The sequence below is a fragment of the Aliarcobacter trophiarum LMG 25534 genome, from assembly GCF_003355515.1.
Classification (GTDB): domain Bacteria; phylum Campylobacterota; class Campylobacteria; order Campylobacterales; family Arcobacteraceae; genus Aliarcobacter; species Aliarcobacter trophiarum.
In genome coordinates this window covers 1,147,941-1,171,213 of sequence record NZ_CP031367.1, presented here as the reverse complement: position 1 = coordinate 1,171,213, position 23,273 = coordinate 1,147,941, and the positions used below count along the sequence as shown (strand labels likewise).

General features: G+C 26.4%; 24 protein-coding genes. 15 read left to right on the top strand and 9 right to left on the bottom strand.

All coding sequences use genetic code 11. The annotated features are described in order from the left end of the window. Position 1 precedes the first annotated feature (1 nt). The 9 genes from ATR_RS06025 to ATR_RS05985 are packed head-to-tail and all read right to left on the bottom strand — an operon-like array spanning position 2 to position 8,433. Positions 2-1,216 carry an AMP-binding protein gene (locus ATR_RS06025; protein WP_115428576.1) on the bottom strand — a complete coding sequence of 405 codons (1,215 nt, stop codon included), beginning with the start codon at positions 1,214-1,216 and terminating at the stop codon, positions 2-4. After that, positions 1,197-3,329 (bottom strand): MMPL family transporter, encoded by a 2,133-nt coding sequence (locus ATR_RS06020; protein ID WP_115428575.1) that lies wholly within the window; start codon positions 3,327-3,329, stop codon positions 1,197-1,199. Before ATR_RS06020 ends, ATR_RS06025 begins: the two co-directional genes overlap by 20 nt. Then, positions 3,316-3,792: a hypothetical protein gene (locus ATR_RS06015; protein ID WP_115428574.1), complete on the bottom strand. Its 477-nt coding sequence runs from the start codon at positions 3,790-3,792 to the stop codon at positions 3,316-3,318. Before ATR_RS06015 ends, ATR_RS06020 begins: the two co-directional genes overlap by 14 nt. Further along, positions 3,785-4,321, bottom strand: coding sequence for a hypothetical protein (locus tag ATR_RS06010; protein ID WP_115428573.1), 537 nt, complete (start codon positions 4,319-4,321; stop codon positions 3,785-3,787). The genes ATR_RS06015 and ATR_RS06010 overlap by 8 nt, the downstream gene beginning before the upstream one ends. A 3-nt stretch (positions 4,322-4,324) precedes the next feature. Next, positions 4,325-5,023, bottom strand: a complete 699-nt coding sequence (locus ATR_RS06005; RefSeq protein ID WP_115428572.1) for an SDR family NAD(P)-dependent oxidoreductase — start codon at positions 5,021-5,023, stop codon at positions 4,325-4,327. Beyond that, a complete protein-coding gene (locus ATR_RS06000; RefSeq protein ID WP_115428571.1) occupies positions 5,024-6,538 on the bottom strand; it encodes an HAL/PAL/TAL family ammonia-lyase in 1,515 nt (504 codons plus the stop codon). It abuts the gene before it with no gap. Continuing rightward, the gene (locus ATR_RS05995; RefSeq protein WP_115428570.1) at positions 6,535-7,401 is read right to left on the bottom strand and encodes a lysophospholipid acyltransferase family protein; all 867 of its coding nucleotides are present in this window, start codon (positions 7,399-7,401) and stop codon (positions 6,535-6,537) included. The genes ATR_RS06000 and ATR_RS05995 overlap by 4 nt, the downstream gene beginning before the upstream one ends. Next, positions 7,401-8,120 carry a glycosyltransferase family 2 protein gene (locus tag ATR_RS05990; protein ID WP_115428569.1) on the bottom strand — a complete coding sequence of 240 codons (720 nt, stop codon included), beginning with the start codon at positions 8,118-8,120 and terminating at the stop codon, positions 7,401-7,403. The genes ATR_RS05995 and ATR_RS05990 overlap by 1 nt, the downstream gene beginning before the upstream one ends. Then, positions 8,110-8,433 carry a hypothetical protein gene (locus tag ATR_RS05985; RefSeq protein WP_115428568.1) on the bottom strand — a complete coding sequence of 108 codons (324 nt, stop codon included), beginning with the start codon at positions 8,431-8,433 and terminating at the stop codon, positions 8,110-8,112. The genes ATR_RS05990 and ATR_RS05985 overlap by 11 nt, the downstream gene beginning before the upstream one ends. 128 nt (positions 8,434-8,561) lie before the next feature. On the opposite strand from ATR_RS05985, the gene ATR_RS05980 reads away from it, so the two are divergent. The 15 genes from ATR_RS05980 to ATR_RS05910 all read left to right on the top strand — a co-directional run bounded on the left by ATR_RS05980 (position 8,562) and on the right by ATR_RS05910 (position 23,265). After that, positions 8,562-8,819, top strand: coding sequence for a phosphopantetheine-binding protein (locus ATR_RS05980; RefSeq protein ID WP_115428567.1), 258 nt, complete (start codon positions 8,562-8,564; stop codon positions 8,817-8,819). Beyond that, on the top strand, positions 8,816-10,039 hold the full coding sequence (locus ATR_RS05975; protein WP_228254201.1) for an NAD(P)/FAD-dependent oxidoreductase: 1,224 nt from the start codon (positions 8,816-8,818) through the stop codon (positions 10,037-10,039). The genes ATR_RS05980 and ATR_RS05975 overlap by 4 nt, the downstream gene beginning before the upstream one ends. A 2-nt stretch (positions 10,040-10,041) precedes the next feature. Beyond that, a complete protein-coding gene (locus tag ATR_RS05970; RefSeq protein ID WP_115428566.1) occupies positions 10,042-11,154 on the top strand; it encodes a beta-ketoacyl-[acyl-carrier-protein] synthase family protein in 1,113 nt (370 codons plus the stop codon). After that, the gene (locus ATR_RS05965; RefSeq protein ID WP_115428565.1) at positions 11,144-11,785 is read left to right on the top strand and encodes a beta-ketoacyl synthase chain length factor; all 642 of its coding nucleotides are present in this window, start codon (positions 11,144-11,146) and stop codon (positions 11,783-11,785) included. Before ATR_RS05970 ends, ATR_RS05965 begins: the two co-directional genes overlap by 11 nt. After that, on the top strand, positions 11,782-12,132 hold the full coding sequence (locus ATR_RS05960) for a hypothetical protein (protein WP_115428564.1): 351 nt from the start codon (positions 11,782-11,784) through the stop codon (positions 12,130-12,132). The genes ATR_RS05965 and ATR_RS05960 overlap by 4 nt, the downstream gene beginning before the upstream one ends. Next, positions 12,113-13,447: an alpha/beta fold hydrolase gene (locus tag ATR_RS05955; protein ID WP_164966907.1), complete on the top strand. Its 1,335-nt coding sequence runs from the start codon at positions 12,113-12,115 to the stop codon at positions 13,445-13,447. The genes ATR_RS05960 and ATR_RS05955 overlap by 20 nt, the downstream gene beginning before the upstream one ends. An 8-nt stretch (positions 13,448-13,455) precedes the next feature. Then, on the top strand, positions 13,456-14,520 hold the full coding sequence (locus ATR_RS05950; protein ID WP_115428562.1) for a class I SAM-dependent methyltransferase: 1,065 nt from the start codon (positions 13,456-13,458) through the stop codon (positions 14,518-14,520). A 69-nt stretch (positions 14,521-14,589) separates the two neighbouring features. Further along, the gene (locus tag ATR_RS05945; protein WP_115428561.1) at positions 14,590-14,991 is read left to right on the top strand and encodes a hypothetical protein; all 402 of its coding nucleotides are present in this window, start codon (positions 14,590-14,592) and stop codon (positions 14,989-14,991) included. A 61-nt stretch (positions 14,992-15,052) separates the two neighbouring features. Further along, positions 15,053-15,994 carry a hypothetical protein gene (locus tag ATR_RS05940; protein ID WP_115428560.1) on the top strand — a complete coding sequence of 314 codons (942 nt, stop codon included), beginning with the start codon at positions 15,053-15,055 and terminating at the stop codon, positions 15,992-15,994. Continuing rightward, positions 15,994-17,136: a beta-ketoacyl-ACP synthase III gene (locus ATR_RS05935; RefSeq protein ID WP_206731632.1), complete on the top strand. Its 1,143-nt coding sequence runs from the start codon at positions 15,994-15,996 to the stop codon at positions 17,134-17,136. The genes ATR_RS05940 and ATR_RS05935 overlap by 1 nt, the downstream gene beginning before the upstream one ends. Continuing rightward, a complete protein-coding gene (locus ATR_RS05930; protein ID WP_115428558.1) occupies positions 17,136-17,531 on the top strand; it encodes a hypothetical protein in 396 nt (131 codons plus the stop codon). Before ATR_RS05935 ends, ATR_RS05930 begins: the two co-directional genes overlap by 1 nt. After that, positions 17,524-18,510 carry a BtrH N-terminal domain-containing protein gene (locus ATR_RS05925; protein WP_115428557.1) on the top strand — a complete coding sequence of 329 codons (987 nt, stop codon included), beginning with the start codon at positions 17,524-17,526 and terminating at the stop codon, positions 18,508-18,510. The genes ATR_RS05930 and ATR_RS05925 overlap by 8 nt, the downstream gene beginning before the upstream one ends. Before the next feature lie 201 nt (positions 18,511-18,711). Next, positions 18,712-19,905, top strand: coding sequence for an exonuclease SbcCD subunit D C-terminal domain-containing protein (locus tag ATR_RS05920; protein ID WP_115428556.1), 1,194 nt, complete (start codon positions 18,712-18,714; stop codon positions 19,903-19,905). Beyond that, positions 19,902-23,045 carry an AAA family ATPase gene (locus ATR_RS05915; RefSeq protein ID WP_115428555.1) on the top strand — a complete coding sequence of 1,048 codons (3,144 nt, stop codon included), beginning with the start codon at positions 19,902-19,904 and terminating at the stop codon, positions 23,043-23,045. The genes ATR_RS05920 and ATR_RS05915 overlap by 4 nt, the downstream gene beginning before the upstream one ends. Before the next feature lie 16 nt (positions 23,046-23,061). Continuing rightward, the gene (locus ATR_RS05910; protein WP_115428554.1) at positions 23,062-23,265 is read left to right on the top strand and encodes a KTSC domain-containing protein; all 204 of its coding nucleotides are present in this window, start codon (positions 23,062-23,064) and stop codon (positions 23,263-23,265) included. Positions 23,266-23,273 lie beyond the last annotated feature (8 nt).

Here is a 23,273-nt window from a genome sequence, read left to right as displayed (position 1 = left end):
TTTATTGAATTGCCAATTTTTTACCAGTTGAAGATATTTTTATTTTATCAACCAGTTTTAAATTTATTGAAAACTTCAAATTTGAAAGCTCTTCTTTTAAAATATTTTGTATCTCTTTTACTGAAAACTCCCTTTTTGTCTCCAAGGTAATATCTAAAACTTCATCTTTTAAAGAGTTTTGATTACTATTTACTAAAACTAATGCCTTTGATATTTCATCTATTTTTTCTAAAATATTCTCTATTTGAATTGTAGAGTATCTTTTCCCAGCAATTTTTAATATTTGTGAGCTTCTTCCTATTAGCTTAAATCTATTATCAAAAAGCTCTACAAAATCAAAAGTTTGTATCTCTTTATTTGTATTTTTAAACTCTTTTTCATATAAAATCTCTGATACATAAGGAGATTTTACTCTTAAGCTATTTTCATTATTAACCATTAGTTCTACACTTTTTAAAGCACTCCAAATTTCATCATTGTTATATTTGTAAGCTATTCCACCTGTTTCAGTTGAACCAAATATTTGAATAATGTTTGAGTTAAACTTCTCTTTAAACTCTCTAGCATCTTCACCTAATAAAGGAGCAGTTGAGCTTATAAAGATAGATTTACTTAAATCTTTTGTAGAGCTTAATTTGTTTAATGCTTTTATATAAAGTGGAGTTGTAACTACTAAAGAGTAATCATCTATTAAATCGAGTAAATCATTTGGTAGAAAATGCTCTTTTAGTACAATATCAATACTATTTTTCAATGGGTAAAAAAGACCAAATAGTGAGCCATAAATATGAATAAAAGGTACAGTTACAATAACTCTTTTAATTTTATAACTGCTTAAAAGAGCAGTTAAATCTTCTACTTCACTACTAATATTCTCTTTTGTTTTTAAAGCAGCTGTTGGATAGCCTGTACTTCCTGAAGTGTAGTATAAAAAAGAGAAATCATATTTATCAAAAATATTTTCAACCTTTATAGAGGCTTTAAAGTCTGGAATATTTAAATCTTCTAACTCTTTTTGTAATATTTTATTTGAACTATCAAAAAGTATAGATTTTGCACCGCTAAAATAAGAGTAGAATATTTTAAGAGCATTTTGCTCTTTTGAGTTTGAAGCTATGTAAAAAACTCTATCTTTTAAGCTTTTATCAGAAAAATTCTCTTTTTTTATCTCATAATTAGTTGTAGTTTTATCATCATTATAAACTATTAGTTTCAATTTTTGACCTTCTTAAAAAAATTAGTAAAAATAAAATCGATAACACCCCAACACTAGAAGCTAATCCTATAGAAAAAAGTGCATTTATATTTGAAAAAATCAAAACTCCAAAACCTGCAAAGGTTGTAAGTATTGAGTAAACTATTGCTTTATTTGTATTTACATCTTTTTTGTATGAACTTATATAAATTCCATAATCAATAGAGATGGATAATATAATAAAAAGAATAAAAATATGTAAAACATTTAGCTCTATAAATAAAGTAAGTGATAAAATCATAGAGAATGGGAAAAATAGAAAAGATAAATAGATAAATAGATTTTTTCTATAGTTTATTAAGACTATTGAAACTATAAATAAAATAGCTAAAGAGCCATATAAAAAGAGCTCTTTTTTAATCTTATTTAGCTCATCTTCAAACATCGTTTTAAGGCTTAAATTAATTACAAAATCATAGTTGCTTAATTTTTCAACTTCATTTTTTGAGACATTTATATAACTTATGTACCAGTCGTTAGATTTTAAAACTTCGAAGCCCATATTTTGTAGTAAATCTAAACTATATTTTGGCTCTATTTGAGAAACTCTATATGAGTTTTCAAAAAAACCATCTTTAAATCCAAACTCTTTTGATAATTTCTTTATTTTTTCGTTTAAGTTATCTATATTTTTGCTATCCAAAATAGTTTTTGATTGAAAAAACTCATCTTTATATATTAGTTTATCTAATGGAATCATGCTATTTTTAAGTTCTATTTTAAGCTCTTTTGAGTTTTTTATTAGCTCATCTATACTTTTTGCTCTTATTAAAAAAGGGACTTTATCATTTGAAGCAATTTTTTGATTGAAAAACTCTTGTAAAGAGTTTAGCCTTTTATTCTCTACATCAAGATTTTTTAGATTAGAGTCAAATTTAAAACTAAAAATAGAGATAATAAGTATGAAAACTGTAAAGGCAAAAACTATTTTAGGTGATATTTTATCTATTGATTTTATATTAAATAGTTTGGAGTCTTTATATAAAAAGCCTATTTTCTGATATACAAAAGCAAATTGAAAATAAGAGAATAAAAGAGTAAAAACTGTAAATAGACTTAACTGTTTTATCAAAGAGAAAGAGACAAAAGAGAGTATAAGAAATGCTGTTATTGTTGTAAGCATTCCTAAAAATACATCTTTATTAAATCTAAAATCTCCTTCATATTCGCGATGTACATAGTGATGAAACATATAATCAATAGCAACGGTTGATATTGATATTCCAAAAACAACTACAAAAATACTAAGCTCTTTAAAGATAAATGAAGAGATAAAAAGAGCAAAAAGTATTGATGAACTTAGAGTAAAAACTACATTTAAAAGAAGTTTCAAGTCTCTTAAAATAATAAGATATAGAAGTATTAAAATAGTTGTTGCTATATAAATTATCTTATCTACATCATTTTTAATAATATTTTGATTCTCCACAAAATAAAAAAGAGATGAAAAAACCTCCACCTCTTTGCTGTTTTTTGTGATAGATAGAATATCATTATAAAGTTTTTCATATTGTAAAATAGAGTTTATTTCACTACTTATTGAGAAAATAGAGAAATAACCCATATCTTTTACAGCTAAATGAGAGTTTTTTATATAAAAATTTCCTTTAAATTCTTCATTTTTAAAAATTATAAATGGGTCATTTTCATTTGTAAAATATGTAAATTCAGAATTTAGAAGTTTCTCTTTTAATTTTTCTAACTCTTTGTTTATATCTATTTTTTCTAAACTATCTATATTTTTAATATTTTGATATAAAAAATACTCTTTTTCGTACTCTTTTAAAGTACTATTTTGTGTCTGTTTATCTAGAGTTAAAGAGCTATTTTTAATAAGTTGATCTTCAATATCTTTTATCTTTTTTAATGAATCATTATTTAAACCATCTACATACAAAAATAGTTTTTTACTTATTTTAAACTCATTAAATTTTTTTAAAAGCTCTTTTTGTTCACTATTTGCTAAAACACTCTCTAAATTTGTTGAAACTATAGAGAAAGAGTTAAATAGTAAAACAAAAGATAAAATAACTAAAAAAATAGCAAAAGAGATATAGTTTTTAATTTTGAACAATTTTTATATAATCCTCATTTTTAAAATAGATTTTTAAAAAAGCTAGTCTATCCCCGATTTTTTTATACTCAATTTTTTCTATTGAGTTTGCTAAATACTCATTTGGTAAGAGTATTGTCTCTTTTTCATTTTTTTCCACTTTAAAATACTCTTTTATATCTTCACTTTTGTTTTTATAAATTAGATTTAGTAATTTAGAAAATAGTGATAGTTCTACTTTCTCTTCATAAGAGAATTTTTGCTCATTCTCTTTATCTTTGATTAGTAAATAATCACTGTAAAAAAGATAGCTATTTGATAGGTTTTTATATGAAACCTTTATAAAATCACTGTTAAACTCTATTAAACCATCTTTATAAACACTAGTTTGTAAAGAGCTTACAAACTTCTCTTCTTTAAAACTTATAGAAGATGAGTATAGATTTAAAACAAAAATAGATAAAAGAGCATAAAGTTTAAGCATAATTTTCCTTTTTAAAAAATAGTTTTTTATGAATAATTTGTATGATTAATCCAAAGATAAAAACAAGATACCAAGCAAAACTAGAGTAAATAGCCCAAATTGTAATATCTCCATAATATAAAACAAAGATATGAATAATAAAATTTATAAAAGATACAAAAAACCAAAATAGTGTTGAATTTTGAAGATAAATCTTCTCTTCATTACTTAGGTTTTTTTTGAATTTTTCTATATAGTATATTACAAAACTACTCTTTGTAAAGTATGAATATAGAACAAACATTGATACCATAAATGCTAAAAAAGATGGAACAATTTTTAGAAAAAGTCCATTTGATATAAAATATGCAATAGTAGAAAATATCATATATAAAATAGAGAACATATACTCTTTAAACCCTTTTTTTAAATTTATTAAAAACCAAATAAAAGATAGTATAAAAACGAAAATAGCTACACTTTTTATCTCAAAGTTTTTAAAAAGTAATAAAACTATTGGTGCATAAAGTAGTGAGATTATTAGATTCATCTTTTATCTAATCATTCCACCACTAATATTTAAAACTTCTCCACTTACATAAGTAGCTTCAACTCCCATAAAATAAGCACAACGTGCAACTTCACTAGCTTTTCCAAATCTTCCTAGTGGAATAGTTTTTTTTAGTTCTTTTAAATTTGGAATATCTTTTGTCATCTCAGATTCAATTATTGCAGGAGCTAAAGCATTTACTCTTATATTATAACGACCAAGTTCTATTGCTAAAGTTTTTGTTAAAGCTATAACACCACCTTTACTTGCACTATAATTTGCTTGACCAGCATTTCCACAAACTCCTGAAATAGAGGCAATATTTACAATACTTCCACTTTTATTCATCATCATGTTTTTTGATATTAATTTTGTAATATAAAAATTACCATTTAGGTTTGTATTTATTACATCTTCCCAACTCTCATCACTCATAAAGAAAAAAAGATTATCTTTTATTATTCCAGCATTATTTACTAAAACATCAATTTCAAGGTTTTCTAAACTATTTTTAATAGAGTTTTTATCTGTGATGTCAAAAGAGATAAGTTCACCACTATTATTTATCTCTTTTAGTAAATTTTGAGCTTTTTCTTTGTTACTATTATAGTGGATATATACAAAAAATCCATTTTTTGCATACTCTTTTACAATCTCTTCTCCAATATTTCCTGTTGCACCAGTTACCAATACTTTTTTCATCTATATAAACTTTTTCATTTCAATTAGAGTGTAGATTTTTTCAATATCAAAATCCATTCTTCTATCTTCATATAGAGGTTTTGCCTCTTTTCTAATATCTTCATAAATATTTTTAAGATATGGTGAAACTAAATCTTTTCCTCTTATATCAATAGCTTGAGCCATTCCTATAAAAGCAATAGAGAGCATATTATATAAATCAGGAATCATTTTTGAAAAATCATTTGCAGCTGTTGTTCCCATAGAAACTTTATCTTGATTTAGAGATTCTGTTGGTCTTGAAAATATTGAAGCAGCAGTTGTATTTTTCATAACATCAGCACTAAGTGAACTAAGAGTTATTTGCATTGCTTTAAAACCATGAAAATAAGGTTTAGAAGACAGTTTTAAATTTTCACCTAAACCACGATTGAATTTATGGTCAACTAAAAGAGCAAACTCTTTATCAAGTAAATCAGCTAGATTTCCTGCACAAATTTTAAGTGTATCCATGGCATGAGCTACATAACCACCATAAAAGTTTCCAGAAGTGTATATTTTTTTATTTTCACCATCAATTAAAGGGTTGTCATTTACAGAGTTTATCTCTTGCTCTACCCAATTTTTAGAGATTTGAAGATTATCTCTTATTACTCCTAAAACTTGTGGAGCACATCTCATTGAGTAGTTATCTTGGATATTTAACTCATTATCTGCAAAAAATTTATCATATCTATCATCTCTTCCATGAGTTAATTTTGAACCTTCTATTTTTCTTTTTATATTTTTTGCACTCTCTATTTGTCCACTAAAAGGCTTTGAAAGATGTACAAAATCAGCAACAGGAGTATCATCTCCTAATAAAACCTCAAACATTCCTGCAACAAATGATTCCATTGAGTTTAAAATAGTTTCAAACTCTTCTATACTTGCTAATGCTATAGCACTCATTATTGTAGTTCCATTCATAATTGCTAGTGCTTCTTTTGGTTTAAAAGTATAAGGAGTAATATTTAGTTCTTTATAAACTTCCATTACATCTTTTATTTCACCTTTATAGTAAACTTCTCTCTCACCAGCAACAACACTAGCTATATATGAAAGTGGTGTTAAATCTCCACTTGCACCAACAGAACCTTGAGATGGAATAACTGGAATAATATCTTTGTTTATTAGCATCTCTAAGAATTTTAATAGCTCTATACTAACTCCTGAACGAGCTTTACTTAAAGAGATAGTTCTCATAATAACAGCATATTTACAAACTTTGTAAGATAGTTTTTTACCAACTCCGCATCCATGAAATCTAAAAAGATTTGTTTGTAAAATCTTACTATCTTCATAACTTACATAGTTTTTACCACTAGCTCCATATCCTGTTGTAATCCCATATATTGGCTTACCATCTTTTATCTCATTGATTAAAAAGTTATGAGTCTCATTAATATGATTTATAAAATTCTTATCATTTGAAATCTCAATTTCATTGCTATTTATTATCTCTTTTAGAGTTATATATCTACTGTCTATTATCAATCTATTGCCTTTTCCCAAAAATTATATAAGTTAAACCATTGACTTGGATACTGTTTTACAATATCTTCAAAACTTTTTACATACTCTTTTAAAGAGAGAGTAATGGCAGTTTTCTCATCTAAATCAAAATTCATATCTATTTTTTTTGATTTAATATGATAACTTTGTAAACCATTATTTATAACGAAAACCAAAGTTAAAGGAGTTTTTGTCTTATAGGCTACTTTAAAAGGGTTTGTATTAAAACTAGCTAACTCTCCTAAAAACTCTATTTTTTCTTCAAATCTATTATCTACTGCTCTATCTGCCATAAAAGCTATACACTCTTTGTTTGATATTGCATTTGCAATTTTTATTGAGACCTCTATTGGGTTTTGTGATTGATCTATCACTCTTATATTTTCAAGTGGTCTTTTTATTGAGTTTTCAATTTTTTTAATACTCTCCAAAATAACCTCTTTCATTACAACATTAATAATATTGTTAGATAGAGTTTTACAATTTGTAACAGACCAACCACCAAAATGAGAAAGTAATAAAATAGAGCCATTATCAACTCTTTGTTTTATAAAATCTCTATTTTCATAGCTAAAATTGTATGAGTTGCAATCAGCTTTTGAGATAAATCTATCAACCATACACATAGCAAACATAAAAAGGTGATTAAAATATCTTCTGTTTGTAAGCTTTATATCTAGCTTGTTGTAGTATATTCTTAGAGCTTTTTTTACATTTGAAGCAAATATAAAATAGAAAAATGTTACAGGAAACATTAAAAAATATGTAAATTTATAGCCAAAAATTTTATATAGAGTAAAAACTAATTTTATACTCCATCCACTTCCCCTTTGAATTGTTGCCATTAAGAGTTTTTACCTCTAAAAAGATTTAAAAACATATTTGTCCATTTTATTGGAAGCATTTGTACATGTACCCAAACTATTGCCATAGTATCTTCAAACTTTCTAAAATGACTAACTCTATCTTCTGCCTTTGGATAGTAGCACTCAATAACTGTTTCAATTATCTCATTTCCATCCCAAGCATGTCTTACTAAAACTTCCATTTCCCAGTCAAATTTTGAAGTTTTATAAGGAAAATTTAGTATAGAAGTAGGATAAATTCTAAAACCAGATAAAGAGTCAGTTATTTTGTATCCTGTATCCCAACAAGCCCAAAAATTACTAAACCATCTTCCAAATTTTGAACCATTTGGAACATTTGCAATATCAAAGTTTCTAGCTCCAATTATAATCTGATTATCTTTTGAAATAGAGTTTTGAAGTTTTATTATTTCACTTGCTTTGTGTTGAGCATCTCCATCTAAAGTTACAAAGTAGTTAAACCCTAACTCTTTTGCTTTTTTTGCTCCAGTTAAAATAGCTTCACCTTTGCCTTTGTTTATCTCATGTCTAACTATAGTCACATTGTCATTTTGTTTTAAAAAACTTGATACAGGATTTGTATATCCATCGTCAATTACAACCACTTTATATCCAAACGATAAAATATCATCTACAACACTTTGTATAGTTTTGTCATTATTTAAAGTTGGAATAACAGCAATAATATCATATTTCATAACTAAATTCACTAACCTTTTTTTCTTCTTTATTTTTTATAATAACTTTAAAATTGGAACTATCTTTTTGCTCTATAAAATACTTTAACTCATCATTTGGATAAATTATAGATAAAAATTTTGCTCTTTTTATTTTTTTGACTTTTTGTTTTAAAACATTTAAAACAATATCAATTTGTAAAAAACCAGCCAAAATCTCATTATTTTCAAAATGAGCTTTAAAAAATGGATGCTTTTTTGAAGACAATAAAATAGTAAGTTGTTTACTGTTTTCAAACTCTTTTAACTCTAAAATTTTATATAGATTTTCCAAAAAATGTACCTAGCATAATTTTGGCATGGATTATATAATAAAATTTCTTAATACTATTTTTTATAAAAAACTTAAGAGTAAAGTAGCTATAATCGTTCCTTAATTTTTGAATAAGGGAAATAGAAAATATGGCAATTTTAATAGATGATTTTAAAAAAGTCCTAATTGAAGGATTGAAACTAGAAGATATTACTACTGATGATATAGATAATAATTCAAGTTTATTTGGAGAGGATGGATTAGGACTTGATTCTGTTGATTCTATAGAGTTGGTTTTGATTATAGAAAAAGAGTATGGCGTAAAAATTAGCAATAGTGCTGATTATAAAACTATTTTTTCATCAGTACACTCTCTTTTTAACCATATAAATGAAAATATAAAATGATAGAAGAATTTTGTGACGTTGTAGTTATTGGAGCAGGACCTAGTGGCTCTGTAGCTGCTTGTAAACTCCTTGATGCTGGATTTAAAGTAATAATTTTAGAAAAACTAGAGTTTCCTAGATTTGTAATAGGAGAGTCGCTACTTCCTAAGTGTAATGCAATTTTAGAAGATATTGGAATTTTAGATTTAATAGAAAAACAAAATTATATGTTAAAACCAGGAGCTATTTTTATTGATGAGAATAAAAATGAGGAGTTGATTGACTTTAGAAACAATTTAGGGGAAGAACATAATACTAGTTTTCAAGTAAAAAGAGAGGAGTTTGACAATACTCTTTTAAATGCTGCAAAAAGTAAGGGAGCAGATATTAGGCACAAGTTTGAAGTTGTAGATTATGATAACTCTACAAACACTATCTTTGCTATTGATGAAAACGATAAAAGATATAGTTTTAAAGCTAGATTTGTATTAGATTCTTCTGGATATGGAAGAGTTTTACCAAAGCTTATGGATTTGGATATTCCATCTGATTTAAAACTAAGAAATGCTATTTTGATGAGAGTTACAGGCGAAAAACGAAGAGAAGAAGAGAAAGAGGGTTTTATTGATATTGTAATTCATGATGATAATAAAGCTTGGCTTTGGGGAATACCTTTTAGTGATGGAATAACTTCAATGGGTTTGGTTTGTGAAGAGTCATACTTTACAGATACAAAGTTATCAAAAGAGGATTTTTTAAAAAAAGTAATTAGTGAACATAAATATTTAAAAGAGAAATATAAAGATGCAAAACAGGTTGCTCCTGTACGAATAATAAATGGATATTCAGCAGCAATAAAAAGAATGTACGGAAAAGGCTTTGCTTTAAGTGGAAATGCTACAGAGTTTTTAGACCCAGTTTTTTCATCTGGAGTTACTTTAGCTTTAGAGTCTTCATCTAAAGTTGCATCTTTAATTATAAAAGAGTTAAATGGTGAAACTGTAGATTGGCAAAAAGATTATGAAGATTATATGATGATAGGTGTAAATGTTTTTAGAGAGTTTGTTTATGCTTGGTATAGTGGGAAACTAAGAAAAATATTTTATGCAAAAAATAAATCAAAACAGATAGAAAAATCTATAGCTTCAATTTTATCTGGCTATGTATGGGATGAGAGTAACTATTTTGTAAAAGATACAAAAAGAAAGATAGATGCTCTTGTTTCATTAATAGAAGAGTAGAGATGAAAAAAAGAGTATTTATAAACTACTTTGATACTATCTCTTGTGCAGGAGATAATCCAGATGAGCTTTTTTCTTCAATTTGTGAAAAAAAAGATACTATATCTTTGGATACAAATTATGTAAAAGATAGTGTTGTTGCTATTGGGAAGATTAAAAAAGAGATTCCTTTAAATGAACTTTTACTACAAAGAGTTAAAAAGCTTCAAAAGGAGCTATCACTAAAAGATTTCAGAAATACTCTTTTAGTAATTGGAAGTAGTGTTGGTGGGATGAGTGAAACGGAAAATGTATATTTTAAAGATAAAAACTATAAAAATATAGATTATAAAAAGCACCCTATAGATAGTATTGCTTATTTTTTAAAACAACACTTTAGTTTTTATGATGATATAAGTTTTTCAACTGCTTGTACATCTAGTGCAAATGCTTTAGGATATGCAAAAGAGGTAATAGAGAAAAATATTTATGAAAATGTTTTAGTTATTGGAATAGATGAGTTATCATATACAACTGTTTGTGGTTTTAGTGCTTTAAGTGTACTATCTTCAAAGCCTTGTACTCCTTTTGATAAAAATAGAGTTGGAATGAATGTGGCAGAAGGTTTTGGGATACTTTTTTTGGAAACTAAAAAAAATAGAAATAGTATAGAGCTTTTAGGAGTTGGCTATAGTTCAGATGCTCATCATATGACACAACCACATCCTATGGGTTTAGGAGCAGTAGCATCTATGCAAAATGCTCTAAAAGATGCAAATTTAAGTTCTATAGATATTGACTATATAAATGCACATGGAACAGGAACTTATGCAAATGATTTTAGTGAACTAACAGCAATTAAAGAGATTTTTAAGAGTAAGCCAAAGGTTAGCTCTACAAAATCAACTACTGGACACGCTTTGGGAGCTGCTGGTGCTATTGAAGCGATTATTTGTTGTATGGTTTTAAAGAATCAAACTATTGTGCCAAATAAAGAGCTAAATGTTATTGAAATAGATGGATTAAATTACTCATTCTCTACACAAAAACAAGAGATAAAATATACTCTTAGTAACTCCTTTGCCTTTGGTGGAAATAATACATCTTTAATTTTTGGAATATGTAATGAAGATTAATTTAGAAGTATTAGATGCTTATTATCTCTTTGATAAAGTAGAGATTGAAAATCTTAATACAAAAGAACTAGTACCACAAATGGTATTTAGAAGAAGATTAACAAAGGCTTCAAAACTTGTAGTTGAGGTTTTGTCAAAATTTGATTTAAAAAATAGTAGAATTATTTATGGAAGCTCTTTTGGGGAGTTACTATCATCAGCAAATATTTTAAAAGCTATTTTAGATGAAGATATGCTTTCTCCTACTGATTTTCAAAACTCTGTATATAATACAGCAGTTTCATATGCTTCTATTCTTTTTGAAAATAGAAATGAGATAGTTACAGTTTCAAGTGGAGATGAAACTTCATTAAAAGTTTTAAAAGCAGGTGCAATAAAAGCTTTAGATGGTGACGAGTTAGTACTTATTTGTAGTGAAACTTTAAATATTACTAATATAGAAGAGATAAACTCTTGTATAGACTTTTTAGAGAGTGTTGTAGCTTTGAAAGTAAAAGTAAGTAATAAAACTCCCTCTTTAGATATTAAAAACATAGAGCTAAAAGGTTTTCCTAGCTCAATAAAACATATTATGTACATTGCACAAAATTTTAGTAAAAATAGAGATAATATAGTAGAAGTAAATATATGAATAGGCTACCACACCAAAAACCAATTAGATTTGTAAATGAGATTTTAAAAAAAGAAGGAGATTTTATATATCTATCTTGTTCTTTTCCTTTTTATCCAACATTGGCTATGGTTTGTGAAGCAGCAGCTCAAAGTAGTGTAGCTTTTTCAAAAGAAGAGGGTAGTAAAATAGGTTTTTTGCTAAGTCTTAAAGATATAGAGCTTTTAAAAGAGTGCAATAATTTAGAGTTTGAAATCAGAATAAAAAAAGATACAAGTTTTGATAGTTTAAATGAGTTTAGTTTTGAACTTCTAAAAGGTAGTTTTATCTATGCAAAAGGAAGCTTTATTGTTAAACTTCAAGATTAAATCTCTTTTTATATCTATTTTATTACTCTCTTTTTTATATGCAGATGAGTATTATATACAAGAGCCTATTTTAAACTCTCAAGTTTACATAAATGTTGATGGCAATATTGAAAATGAACCAATAGTTTTTGTACATGGTTTAGGGGATGAAGCTTCAACTATTTGGCAAGAGAGTATTCTTAAGTTAAAAGATAACTATTATGTAATAAGTTTTGATTTACCAGGATTTGGTAAATCATCAAAAGAGAATGTTGAATATACTCCAGAAAAATATGCACAAATTTTAGATTTCTTAGTTTCAAAATTTTTAGAAAATAGAGAGTTCTATTTGGTTGGACACTCTATGGGTGGAGCTATTAGTTTAAAATATACAATGCTATATCAAGAGAGAGTAAAAAAGTTAATGCTCATTGATTCAGCTGGTGTTTTACATAAAGATGCTTATGGAGAGTTTATGATAAAAACTCAAGTTGGAAAAATGGTGGATAGTAATAAAAAAAGTGAATTAAATAGCCAAATTTCTAAATTAGCAACAGATATTACAAGTAGTTTAAGCTCAATTTTGCCAAAGGATTTAAGTAGTGTTGTAAGAGATGAGAGATATAGAGATAAGTTTTTAAACTCTCCTACATCAATTGCTGCTTTAGGGCTTATAACAGAAGATTGGTTTGATATATATAAGATTAAAACTCCTACATTTATTTTATGGGGAGAAAATGATGAGGTAACACCACTTAGAAGTGGATATGTTTTGAATTTTCTTTTGGATAATTCAGAGTTATATACTATAAAATATGCTGGACATGTACCAATTTTAAACAATAAAGAGGAATACTTTTCATATTTAGATGAGTTTTTTGTAAAAGAGTTAAAAAAAAGTGAATTAGAGTATAACAATAGTGAGCTTATTAGAGAAATTAGCAATAAAAAAGGTGAATTAAAAGATTGTAGTTATAAAAGTTTAAAGATAAAAAATTCAAATAATCTCACACTTTTTAACTGTAACATAGAAAAACTAATAGTTGAAAACTCAAATGTTAATATAATAAACTCAAATATTATCTCAAATGATAAAGCTTTAATAGTTAGTAATTCAAATATTGAGATAACTTCAAGTAATATAAAAGCCCAAATAGCAATAGAGAGTTTAAACTCTAAGCTTGATATTGCAGGAACAAAAATTGAAGGCTATAAAAGTGCAATAACTAGCTTAGGAGAAAATGAGATAATATTCTCATTAACTACAATCTTAAGCCCAAATACAAAGCAGATATTTCACAAAAAAGAGAGTATGAAGAATAATCAAAAATATTAGGAGAGAAGATGAACAATGGTTTTTTTAAAAATGCAGAAAAGCTAACAAGATTAGAAGCATTATATGAAGCTTCTAAAATAGCATTTGCACCGATTGTTTTTCAAGTTGCAAGAGCTCTTAGAGATTTGAAAATTTTAGAGATATTGATTGAAAATAGAGATGGTTTAACTATTGAAGAGTTAGCAAATAAATCAGAACTTTCCATTTATGCTATAAAAGTTTTAAGTGAAACAGCTATTAGTTCAAATATTTTATATGAAAAAGAGAATAAATTATATATCTCAAAAGTTGGAATTTTTATAAATAGTGATGAGATGACAAAAATAAATATGAACTATAATCACTATGTAAACTATTTGGGACTTTATAATTTAGAAGAGTCAATTAAAAATAAAAAGCCAGAAGGCTTAAAAGTATTTGGAGATTGGGAAACTATCTATCCAGCACTTTCAAGTTTACCAAAAAAGGTACAAGATAGTTGGTTTGAGTTTGACCATTTTTATTCTGATTCAGGATTTCCAACAGCAATAGAGTATTTGAAAAATTTAAATATAAAAACTATTTTGGATATTGGTGGAAATACTGGAAAATTTGCTATGGAGTTATCAAAAAAATATCCAAAAATAGATATAACAATAATGGATTTACCACAACAAATTAAACTAGCTAAAAAAAATATATATGAAAAAAATTTAACAAATATCTCTTTTTTAGAGGCTAATGTTTTACTTGATACTTTAAAAGATATAGCTAGTTTTGATACTATTTGGATGAGTCAATTTTTAGATTGTTTTGAAGATGAACAAATAGAGATGATTTTACAAAAGATTAAATCCTCAAAAAACAAAGATGCACAAATTTGTATAATGGAGCCTTTTTGGGATAGACAAAACAATGAAATAGCCTCATTTTGTGTAATTAATACAAGCCCATATTTTACAGCTATGGCAAATGGTTATAGTAAAATGTTTAGATATAGTGATTTTGAAAAGATTCTAAAAAAACTTAATTTTGAGATTTTAGAAGTTGTTGATAATATTGGTTTATGCCAATCAATTATTAGAATAAAATAATATTTAAGAACTAAACTTTAAAGTTTTTTTTGTTATTATGCAAGCCAAATTATTTTAAGGGAGAATAAAATGAAAACAATATTAAAGTTATTGTTAGTGTCGATTTTGGGACTTTTTGTACTAACAGGATGTAGAACAGCAACTGTTTACAATGTACAAGAAAATCATGTAGAAGTAAAAAAAGGAACAAGTGAAGACCAAGTTTTTAAAGCTATTAAAACAGCTGGATCAAACTTAGGATGGATTATTACTAAATCTAAACCAGGACTTGCACAAGGGCAATTAAATATAAGAGGAAATATGGCTATGGTTGATATTCCATACAATACAAAGTCTTACTCTATTACTTATAAAAATAGTAATGGTTTAAAATATGATGCAAGTAAACAAACAATTCATCAAAATTATAATGGTTGGATTCAAAATTTAGATAATGCAATTAGAATTCAATTAAACAATCTAGCTGATTAAAAAATATTAAATAGCACTTTTTGTGCTATTTAATACTAAATATCTTTTAAAAAGAAGTAATTTGAAAAAAAAAATCTTAATAGTATCATACTCACAAACTGGACAGTTAAATAATTTAGTTGAAAATTTTACAAATCCACTACTAAATGATGAAAATTTTGAACTAATATTTAAAAATATAAAACCAAAAAAAGAGTACCCTTTTCCTTGGGATATCTTTAGTTTTATGCAGATTTTTCCTGAATCTGCTCATATGATTCCTTGTGAAATTGAAGAAATAGAAGATGATGAAAATGAGTATGATTTAATAATTTTGGCATATACAGTTTGGTTTTTATCACCATCAATTCCTATTAGCTCTTTTTTACAAAGCTCTTATGCAAAAAAGAAGTTTAAAAATAGACCAGTAGTTACACTAATCGCTTGTAGAAATATGTGGATAATGGCTCAAGAGAAAGTAAAAACTATTTTAAAAGAGCTTAATGCAAAGCTTATAGATAATGTTGTTTTTATAGATAAAGGAAATTCACTTGAAACTTTTATAACAACTCCTAGATGGATGTTAAGTGGAAAAAAAGATAGTTTTTTTGGACTTAGTAGTGCTGGAATTGATGAAAATGAGATTAAAAAATCAGCAAGGTTTGGAAGAGCTTTAAAAGTTGCTTTAAAAAATGATAAAGAGAAAGAGCAAAAGAGCCTTTTATTTGGTTTAAATGCTTTGAGTGTTGATGAGAAGCTTATAAAAAGTGAAAAAATAGGGAATAAAAGCTTTTTAATTTGGGGTTCTTTAATAAGAAAAACAAAACAGAACACAGTAAGTAGAAAAATATTAGTAATGATCTATTTAGTTTTTCTTTTACTTATGATTTTAACAGTTGTACCAATAAATATGATAGTTCAAACAGTAGTTAGAAGATTAAATAAAAACTCTATTTTAAAGCAAAAAGAGTTTTATGAATTACCTAGTGGAAGTGATGATTATAGAATGAAGGAATTTTTATAGTGAATGATGTTTTTATAAATAAAATAGAAAAATTTATGCCAAATGAACCAGTATTTAATGATGAAATAGAGGATTATTTGGGATATATTGGTGGTAAAAAATCAAAAGCAAGAAAGATAGTTTTAAAAAGTAATGGAATTAAAAGAAGATTTTATGTGTTAGAAAAAGATACACAAAAACAGCTTTTTTTGAATTCACAACTTTGTGCAAAGGCTATTAATAAATTAGAAGATAAAGATTTTAGATTAGAAAACTTAGAAGTACTAGCTTGTGGTACAACTTCTCCTGATCAATTAATGCCAGGACATAGCTTAATGGTTCAAGGTGAATTGAAATTAAAACCTATAGAGACAATATCTGCATCTGGAATATGTTTAAGTGGAGTAAATGCACTAAAGTATATCTATTTAGGTATAAAATCAGGTGAGTTTAAAAATGGTATTTCAACAGGTTCTGAGGCATCTTCTCCAATTTTAAGTGCAAAAAACTTTCAAGAAGAGTCAAAAAATCTTGAAGAACTTGAATTAAATCCCAATATCGCATTCGAAAAAGATTTTTTAAGATGGATGTTGTCAGATGGTGCTGGAGCTATGCTTTTGGAAGATAAACCAAATAAACACTCTATCTCTTTAAAAATTGAGTTTATAGATATTTTATCTTATGCAGGAGAGATGGAAGTTTGTATGTATAGTGGGCTTGAAGTTAAAGAGGATAAAAACATAAGAGCTTGGAGAGATTTTGAACAAAAAGAGCTTATGGAAAAATCCATTTTAAGTGTACAACAAAATGTAAAGCTACTAAATGAAAATATAGTTAAATATACTGTTGTAAAACCTTTAAAAGAGATTATAAAAAAGAGAGCTCTAAAAGCTAGTTTGTATAACTATTTTTTACCACACTACTCATCTTTATATTTTAGAGATAAACTTTATGAGGGATTAAAAGAAGCAGACTTTGAAATACCTTATGAAAAATGGTTTACAAATCTTGAAAACTTTGGAAATACAGGGAGTGCTTCTATTTACATAATTCTTGAAGAGCTCTTTAATAGTAAAAAGCTCAAAAAAGGTGAAAAAATTCTTTGTTATATTCCTGAAAGTGGAAGATTTTCAACTGCATTTTTCTCTTTAGAAGTTGTATAATGGCTAGTTTTGTACCAAATGAGTCAAATAGCACTTTAAATGGGCAACAAAAAGTTATGTATGCAAAAAATAGTAGTGGAGAGTTTAATAGAGTAAACTATGGAAGTAGTGCTGAAGAGTTTGCTACATTAAATGCAGTAAATGAATATAAAGAGCTAGAAAATGAGGCTTTAATTGAGATTAAAAACAGTATAAGCTCACCTATTAAATATTTTATGTATAAAAACCGTATGGATTTGCCAACACTTTGTGGCTTTGTAAATATGTTTGGTTTTAGAGTAAAAAGGCATTTGAAGATGAAATATTTTTTAAAATTAGATGATAAAATCTTAGAAAAATATGCAAAAGCCTTTGATATTACTCTTTTAGAACTAAAGAGTTTTAAGAATGATTAACGATTTTAAACACTCACAATATGCTCACTGTGAAAGTGGTGTAGTATCTTCAATGCTTACAAACTCTGGATTAAAAATTAGTGAACCTATGGCATTTGGACTTACTAGCACTTTGTCTTTTGCATTTTTTCCTATAGTAAAAGTAAATGGAATGCCACTAATCGCATATAGGGCAATACCTAAAAATATTATAAATAAGATAGAAAAATCTTTAAAGATTAAGTTATTTAAAAAGAGTTTTAGAAATATGCTTGAGGCAAATTTAGAACTAGATAAAGCTTTAGAAAATGGTAAACTAGTAGGTCTTCAAACTTCAGTTTTTTATCTTCCTTATATGCCTTCTGATATGAGATTTCACTTTAATGCTCATAATCTTTTAGTTTATGGAAAGATTGAAAAAAACTATCAAATATCTGACCCTGTTTTTGAAAATATTGTAGAGTGTTCACAAAAAGATTTAATAAAAGCAAGATTTGCAAAAGGTGTTTTTTCTCCAAAGGGTTTTATGTACTATGTAGATAAGCTACCAAAAAATATAGAGTTTGAGACTATTTTGAAAAAAGCGATAAGAAAAAATGCAAAATCTATGCTTACCGTTTTCCCATATGCTGGAGTTAGGGGTATGAGAAAATTAGTTTCACATATAGAAAAACTTCAAGAAAAAGATGAGAGATATATAAAAAACTATTTAACTCATATTGTACGAATGCAAGAAGAGATAGGTACAGGTGGTGGTGGTTTTAGATACCTTTATGCTGCTTTTTTAAAAGAAGCTATAAAATATAATCTGGATGTTGATAAATTAAATAAAGCTAGTGAGCTTTTAACTTTAAGTGGAGATACTCTTAGAAATTTTGCTTTAAAATGTGTAGAGAGTGCAAAAAAAATAGAGAGATTTAATCCCAAAGAGATATCAGATATTTTAATTGAAGCTTCAAATTATGAAGAGAAAGCTTTCAAAATATTAAAAAGTATTTAGTTTAAACTAAATACTTTTTTAACTAAAATCTATTTTGTAGCCTGCCTATTAATTTAGATTGATACAAAAATATCAAAAAGTGTATAGAAAAATTATATGGTATTTCCCCCAATAATAGAAATAAAATAAAAAATTAAATGTGACAAAAATGTGACATAATTTATATATAATATATGTAAATTTATTAAATAAGAATTTATAATGAAAATTTTACACACATCAGATTGGCATCTTGGTCAAAATTTTATGGGAAAAAGTAGGGTAGATGAGCATGAAGCTTTTTTATCATGGCTTTTAAAAATAATAGAAAAAAAACAAATTGAAGTATTACTAGTGTCTGGAGATATCTTTGATACAGGAACTCCACCAAATTATGCTTTAGAACTTTATTATAATTTTTTAAAAAAACTATCAAATATAAAATCTTTAATCACTACTATTATAACTGCTGGAAATCATGATTCAGTTTCAACTCTAAAAGCTCCAAAACAACTTTTAGAAGTTTTAAATGTTCATGTTATAACAACTGGTAATGAAGATGAAAATATAATTATTCCTATAAATAAAAATAATGATTTAATATCTATTGTTTGTGCCGTTCCATTTTTAAGAGATAGTGTGATTAGAGAATCATTAAGTGGAATAACAATAAGCGAAAAAGAAAAACTAGCAAATAATGGTATTAAAGCTTATTATGAAAATTGTTACAAAAAAGCACTTGAACTAAAAAAAGATAAAAATATCCCAATAATTGCAATGGGACACTTAACAACTGTTGGAAGTAGAAGTTCTCAAAGTGAAAGAGATATTTATATTGGTGGAACTATTGATATTGGTGGAGATTATTTAGCTAGTATGTTTGATTATGTTGCTTTAGGGCATCTTCATATAAATCAAGTTGTTGGAAATAATGAACATGTTAGATATTCAGGTTCTCCAATACCTCTTAGTTTTTCTGAATCTAAAAACACTCAAAAAGTAAATCTTGTATCTTTTACTCAAAATGAAATGAGTATAGAAGAAATAGAAGTTCCACTTTTTAGAAAACTTGTTGTTATAAAAGGAAATCTTGAGACTATTAATAATGAACTTACTAAAATTGAAGATAAAAATTCTTGGATAGAAGTTCATATAAAAGATGATAATGCAATGTATGCAAATAATGAAATCAGACAATTAGCCTCAAAACTTGAACTAACACTACTTGCAGTAAAAATAGATAAAAGTGAAAAACAATTAAAAGCTAATGAATTAAAAGTTATAAGTTTAGATGAATTATCAGTTGAACAAGTATTTGAAAAAAGATTAGAACTTGAAAACCTAGAAGATAAAGAGTTTGAAAAAGAGCTACTTTTAAATTTTAAAGAAGTAATTTCAAAGGTGCAAAGCCTATGAAAATATTAAAAATAAAATCATTAAATATTAACTCACTAAAAGGTGAGTTTGAAGTAGACTTTGATAAGTTTTTAAAAGATGAATCTTTATTTGCTATTACTGGACCAACTGGTGCTGGGAAAAGTACTATTTTAGATGTAATTACTTGTGCTTTATATGGAAGAACTGCAAGACTTACAAATCCAAATGAGCTAATGAGTAGACATACAGGGGAATGTTTATGTGAAGTTGAATTTGAAGTAAAAGGAAAAGTTTATAGAAGTTCTTGGAGTCAAAAAAGAGCTAGGAAAAGTTCTGATGGAGCTTTTCAAAGTGCTAAGATGGAAATTAGTGAAGTTGAAACAGGAAAAGTTTTAGAATCATATCTTTCTAAAGTTCCAAAATATATAGAAGATTTAAGTGGGCTTGATTTTGATAGATTTATTCAATCTATGATGTTGGCTCAAGGAAGCTTTGATGCTTTTTTAAAAGCAAAGGAAAATGAGCGTTCAAGTTTACTAGAAAAGATTACTGGAACACAAATCTATAAGCAAATATCACAAGAAATATATCAAACATATACTAGAAAAAATGATGAGATTAAATTAGATGAAAGTTTATTAGGTAATATTGAACTGTTGTCTAATGAAGTTATTGGTGAAAAAACTTTAATTTTAAACAGTTCAAAAACTCATAAACTAGAACTAGATTCTAAAGGAAATGAGCTAAAAAAAGTAATAAATTGGCTTGAAAACTTACAAAAACTAGAAGCTGCTAATATTAAGTATATACAAGAGTTTGAACAAGTTACTCTTGAAAAAGAGAATAAAAAAGAAGATTTTATCAGATTAGATTTTGCAAATAAAGCTTTAAATGTTCAACCAATTTATCAAGAAAAAAACTCTTTAACTCAAATAATAAATCAAGATAAAGAAAAGCTAGAAAAACTTCAAAAAGAGTTAGAAGATTTAAAACAACTCTTAGAATCAACAACAAATGAATCATTAAAATCAAAAGATGAATTAGATAAAGAAAAAATTTCATTTGATACGAACTCTAAAAAACTTCAAGAAGTAAGAACACTACAAACTCAAATAAATAGTAAAGTAGATACACAAAAAGAGAAAAATAGAAAGATTTTAAATCAAAAACAAGAGTTAGCAACTCTTTTTAAAATAGATTTTCAAGATATGATTGAAGATGAAGAACTAATTTCTCAAAATTATATAGCACAAAAAAATAAAATAAAAAATATTGAGAGTGATTTAGAAACTATTTTAGGTGAGTTTACAAAAATAGAAGAAAAAACTTTAAATTTAAATGAACAAGAAAATAACTTAAGAAAAGAACTTAAACTTACAGAAGAACTTCTAAAAAACATAGAACAATATGAAAAACTATCTATAAATATTCAAAATGAGAAAAAACTTATCGATGAATTAGAACAACAAATCAAAAGCCAAAATAGCATAAATATAGAAAAAGTAAAACTAATTACTCAAATAGAAGAAAATCTACAAATCCTAAAAGATAAGAAAGAGAAAGAACTATTAATAAAAAACTATGAAGAGGATAGGAAAAAACTACAAAGTGGGAAAGAGTGTTTTTTATGTGGTTCAAAAGAGCATCCATATATAACACACTCTTTAAATATAGATATAAATATAACAACTATAAAACTAAAAGAACAAGAAGATTTAAAAGATAAAGAGAGTAATGAATTAAAACAATCTGAAATAAATATTGCAAAATTTACTTCAAAAATCGAATCATCTAATCTTGAAATACAAAAGTTAGAAGCTCAACAAACAGCTAACCAAGAGTTTTTTGTTAGTTGTAACTTCCAAATCAAAGAAGATTCAAAAACAACACTACAAGAACAAAGAATATCTTGTGAACAGGAGTTGAATGAACTAATAGAACTAAGAGATGAAAAAGATAAGATTTCTAGACAAAAAGAGCTTATACAAGCAAATCTAAATCAAAAAATCCAAGAACAAATAAAAACTGATAATCTAATCAATACTATGAATGAAATCAAAAATGAGCTAGTAATTTTAAATCAAGATATTCAAACACTTCAAATAAAAAGTAAAGCTATTTTAGATGTAGTTGATTTAAATATCTTTGAAAAAGAGATAACAAGTAAATTTAACATTATCAATGAAAAATATAACTCTTTATCAAAAGAGTTAGTAAATCTAAATTCAAAAAATGAGTCATTAAATACTCAAATAATAGAGCTAAATCAAAAACAAATCAATTATAATACAAAACTAGAAGAGACAAAACAAAACTTTACGAAGGCTCTTGTAGAAAATAGTTTTACTTCAAAAGAAGAGTTTGAAAAAGCACTTTTATCAAAAGAGTTAAGAGAAGAATTAAATTTGATGTGTAAGGAACTAGATGAAAAATACAATCAAATCCAAACTCTAAAAAATGACACAATAAAAAAACTACAAGAACAAAAAGAGTTAAACCTAACAGATAAAGAACTTCAAACTTTAAATGATGAATCAAAAGAGTTACAAACTGTTATTGATGAACTTCAAAAATCAATAGGAAGTTTAGAAAAAGAGCTTGAAATCAATGCTTCAAATATGAAAAAACATGAAGATAAAATTAATGATTTAGAAAAGAAAAAAGAAGCCTTTAAAGTATGGATAAAACTAAATGAAATGGTAGGTTCAGCAAGTGGTGATAAATTTGCCAAATTTGCACAAGGTATAACACTAGACCAGTTAATCTATCTAGCAAATAAACATCTACAAATACTAAGTCCTAGATATGAACTTAAAAGAAGTAGTGACTCAAGTAAGCTATTAGAAATAGAAATAATTGATGGTTTCCAAGGTGATGTAGTAAGACCTGTAAGTACACTTTCAGGAGGGGAAAGTTTTATAGTAAGTCTCTCACTTGCCCTTGGTCTTTCAGCACTTGCAAGTCAAAGGATAAGTATAGATTCACTTTTCTTGGATGAGGGATTTGGAACACTAGATAGTGATAGTTTAGAACTAGCACTAAATGCACTAAATCAACTACAAAGTTCAGGAAAGATGGTAGGTGTGATTTCCCATGTGGAAGCACTAAAAGAGCGAATTCCATTACAGATTAGGGTTATGCCTAAGGGTGATGGGACGAGTATTTTGGATTTAAATTAAATAAAAAGGATAGAAAATGGAAATGATACCTGTTAGTTCAAGTGCAATTAGTCATATTGGATATGATAAAAATACTAAACAAATGAAGATAACTTTTAAAGGAAGTGGAACTTACGATTACTGTAATGTACCAGAAAGTGTTTTTGAAGCATTTAAAAATGCATTGTCAATTGGTACTCATTATAGTAAATATATTAAAGATAAATATAATTGTTTTTAGAACTTAAA

What these genes read in the sequence shown, in the direction of transcription:
- ATR_RS06015 (WP_115428574.1), bottom strand. Translation starts at nt 3,792, where the DNA reads ATGCTTAAACTTTATGCTCTTTTATCTATTTTTGTTTTAAATCTATAC.
- ATR_RS05950 (WP_115428562.1), top strand. Translation starts at nt 13,456, where the DNA reads ATGAACAATGGTTTTTTTAAAAATGCAGAAAAGCTAACAAGATTAGAA.
- ATR_RS06005 (WP_115428572.1), bottom strand. Translation starts at nt 5,023, where the DNA reads ATGAAAAAAGTATTGGTAACTGGTGCAACAGGAAATATTGGAGAAGAG.
- ATR_RS05995 (WP_115428570.1), bottom strand. Translation starts at nt 7,401, where the DNA reads ATGGCAACAATTCAAAGGGGAAGTGGATGGAGTATAAAATTAGTTTTT.
- ATR_RS06010 (WP_115428573.1), bottom strand. Translation starts at nt 4,321, where the DNA reads ATGAATCTAATAATCTCACTACTTTATGCACCAATAGTTTTATTACTT.
- ATR_RS05930 (WP_115428558.1), top strand. Translation starts at nt 17,136, where the DNA reads ATGGCTAGTTTTGTACCAAATGAGTCAAATAGCACTTTAAATGGGCAA.
- ATR_RS05990 (WP_115428569.1), bottom strand. Translation starts at nt 8,120, where the DNA reads ATGAAATATGATATTATTGCTGTTATTCCAACTTTAAATAATGACAAA.
- ATR_RS05920 (WP_115428556.1), top strand. Translation starts at nt 18,712, where the DNA reads ATGAAAATTTTACACACATCAGATTGGCATCTTGGTCAAAATTTTATG.
- ATR_RS05925 (WP_115428557.1), top strand. Translation starts at nt 17,524, where the DNA reads ATGATTAACGATTTTAAACACTCACAATATGCTCACTGTGAAAGTGGT.
- ATR_RS05970 (WP_115428566.1), top strand. Translation starts at nt 10,042, where the DNA reads ATGAAAAAAAGAGTATTTATAAACTACTTTGATACTATCTCTTGTGCA.
- ATR_RS05975 (WP_228254201.1), top strand. Translation starts at nt 8,816, where the DNA reads ATGATAGAAGAATTTTGTGACGTTGTAGTTATTGGAGCAGGACCTAGT.
- ATR_RS05915 (WP_115428555.1), top strand. Translation starts at nt 19,902, where the DNA reads ATGAAAATATTAAAAATAAAATCATTAAATATTAACTCACTAAAAGGT.
- ATR_RS05945 (WP_115428561.1), top strand. Translation starts at nt 14,590, where the DNA reads ATGAAAACAATATTAAAGTTATTGTTAGTGTCGATTTTGGGACTTTTT.
- ATR_RS05980 (WP_115428567.1), top strand. Translation starts at nt 8,562, where the DNA reads ATGGCAATTTTAATAGATGATTTTAAAAAAGTCCTAATTGAAGGATTG.
- ATR_RS05965 (WP_115428565.1), top strand. Translation starts at nt 11,144, where the DNA reads ATGAAGATTAATTTAGAAGTATTAGATGCTTATTATCTCTTTGATAAA.
- ATR_RS05910 (WP_115428554.1), top strand. Translation starts at nt 23,062, where the DNA reads ATGGAAATGATACCTGTTAGTTCAAGTGCAATTAGTCATATTGGATAT.
- ATR_RS05960 (WP_115428564.1), top strand. Translation starts at nt 11,782, where the DNA reads ATGAATAGGCTACCACACCAAAAACCAATTAGATTTGTAAATGAGATT.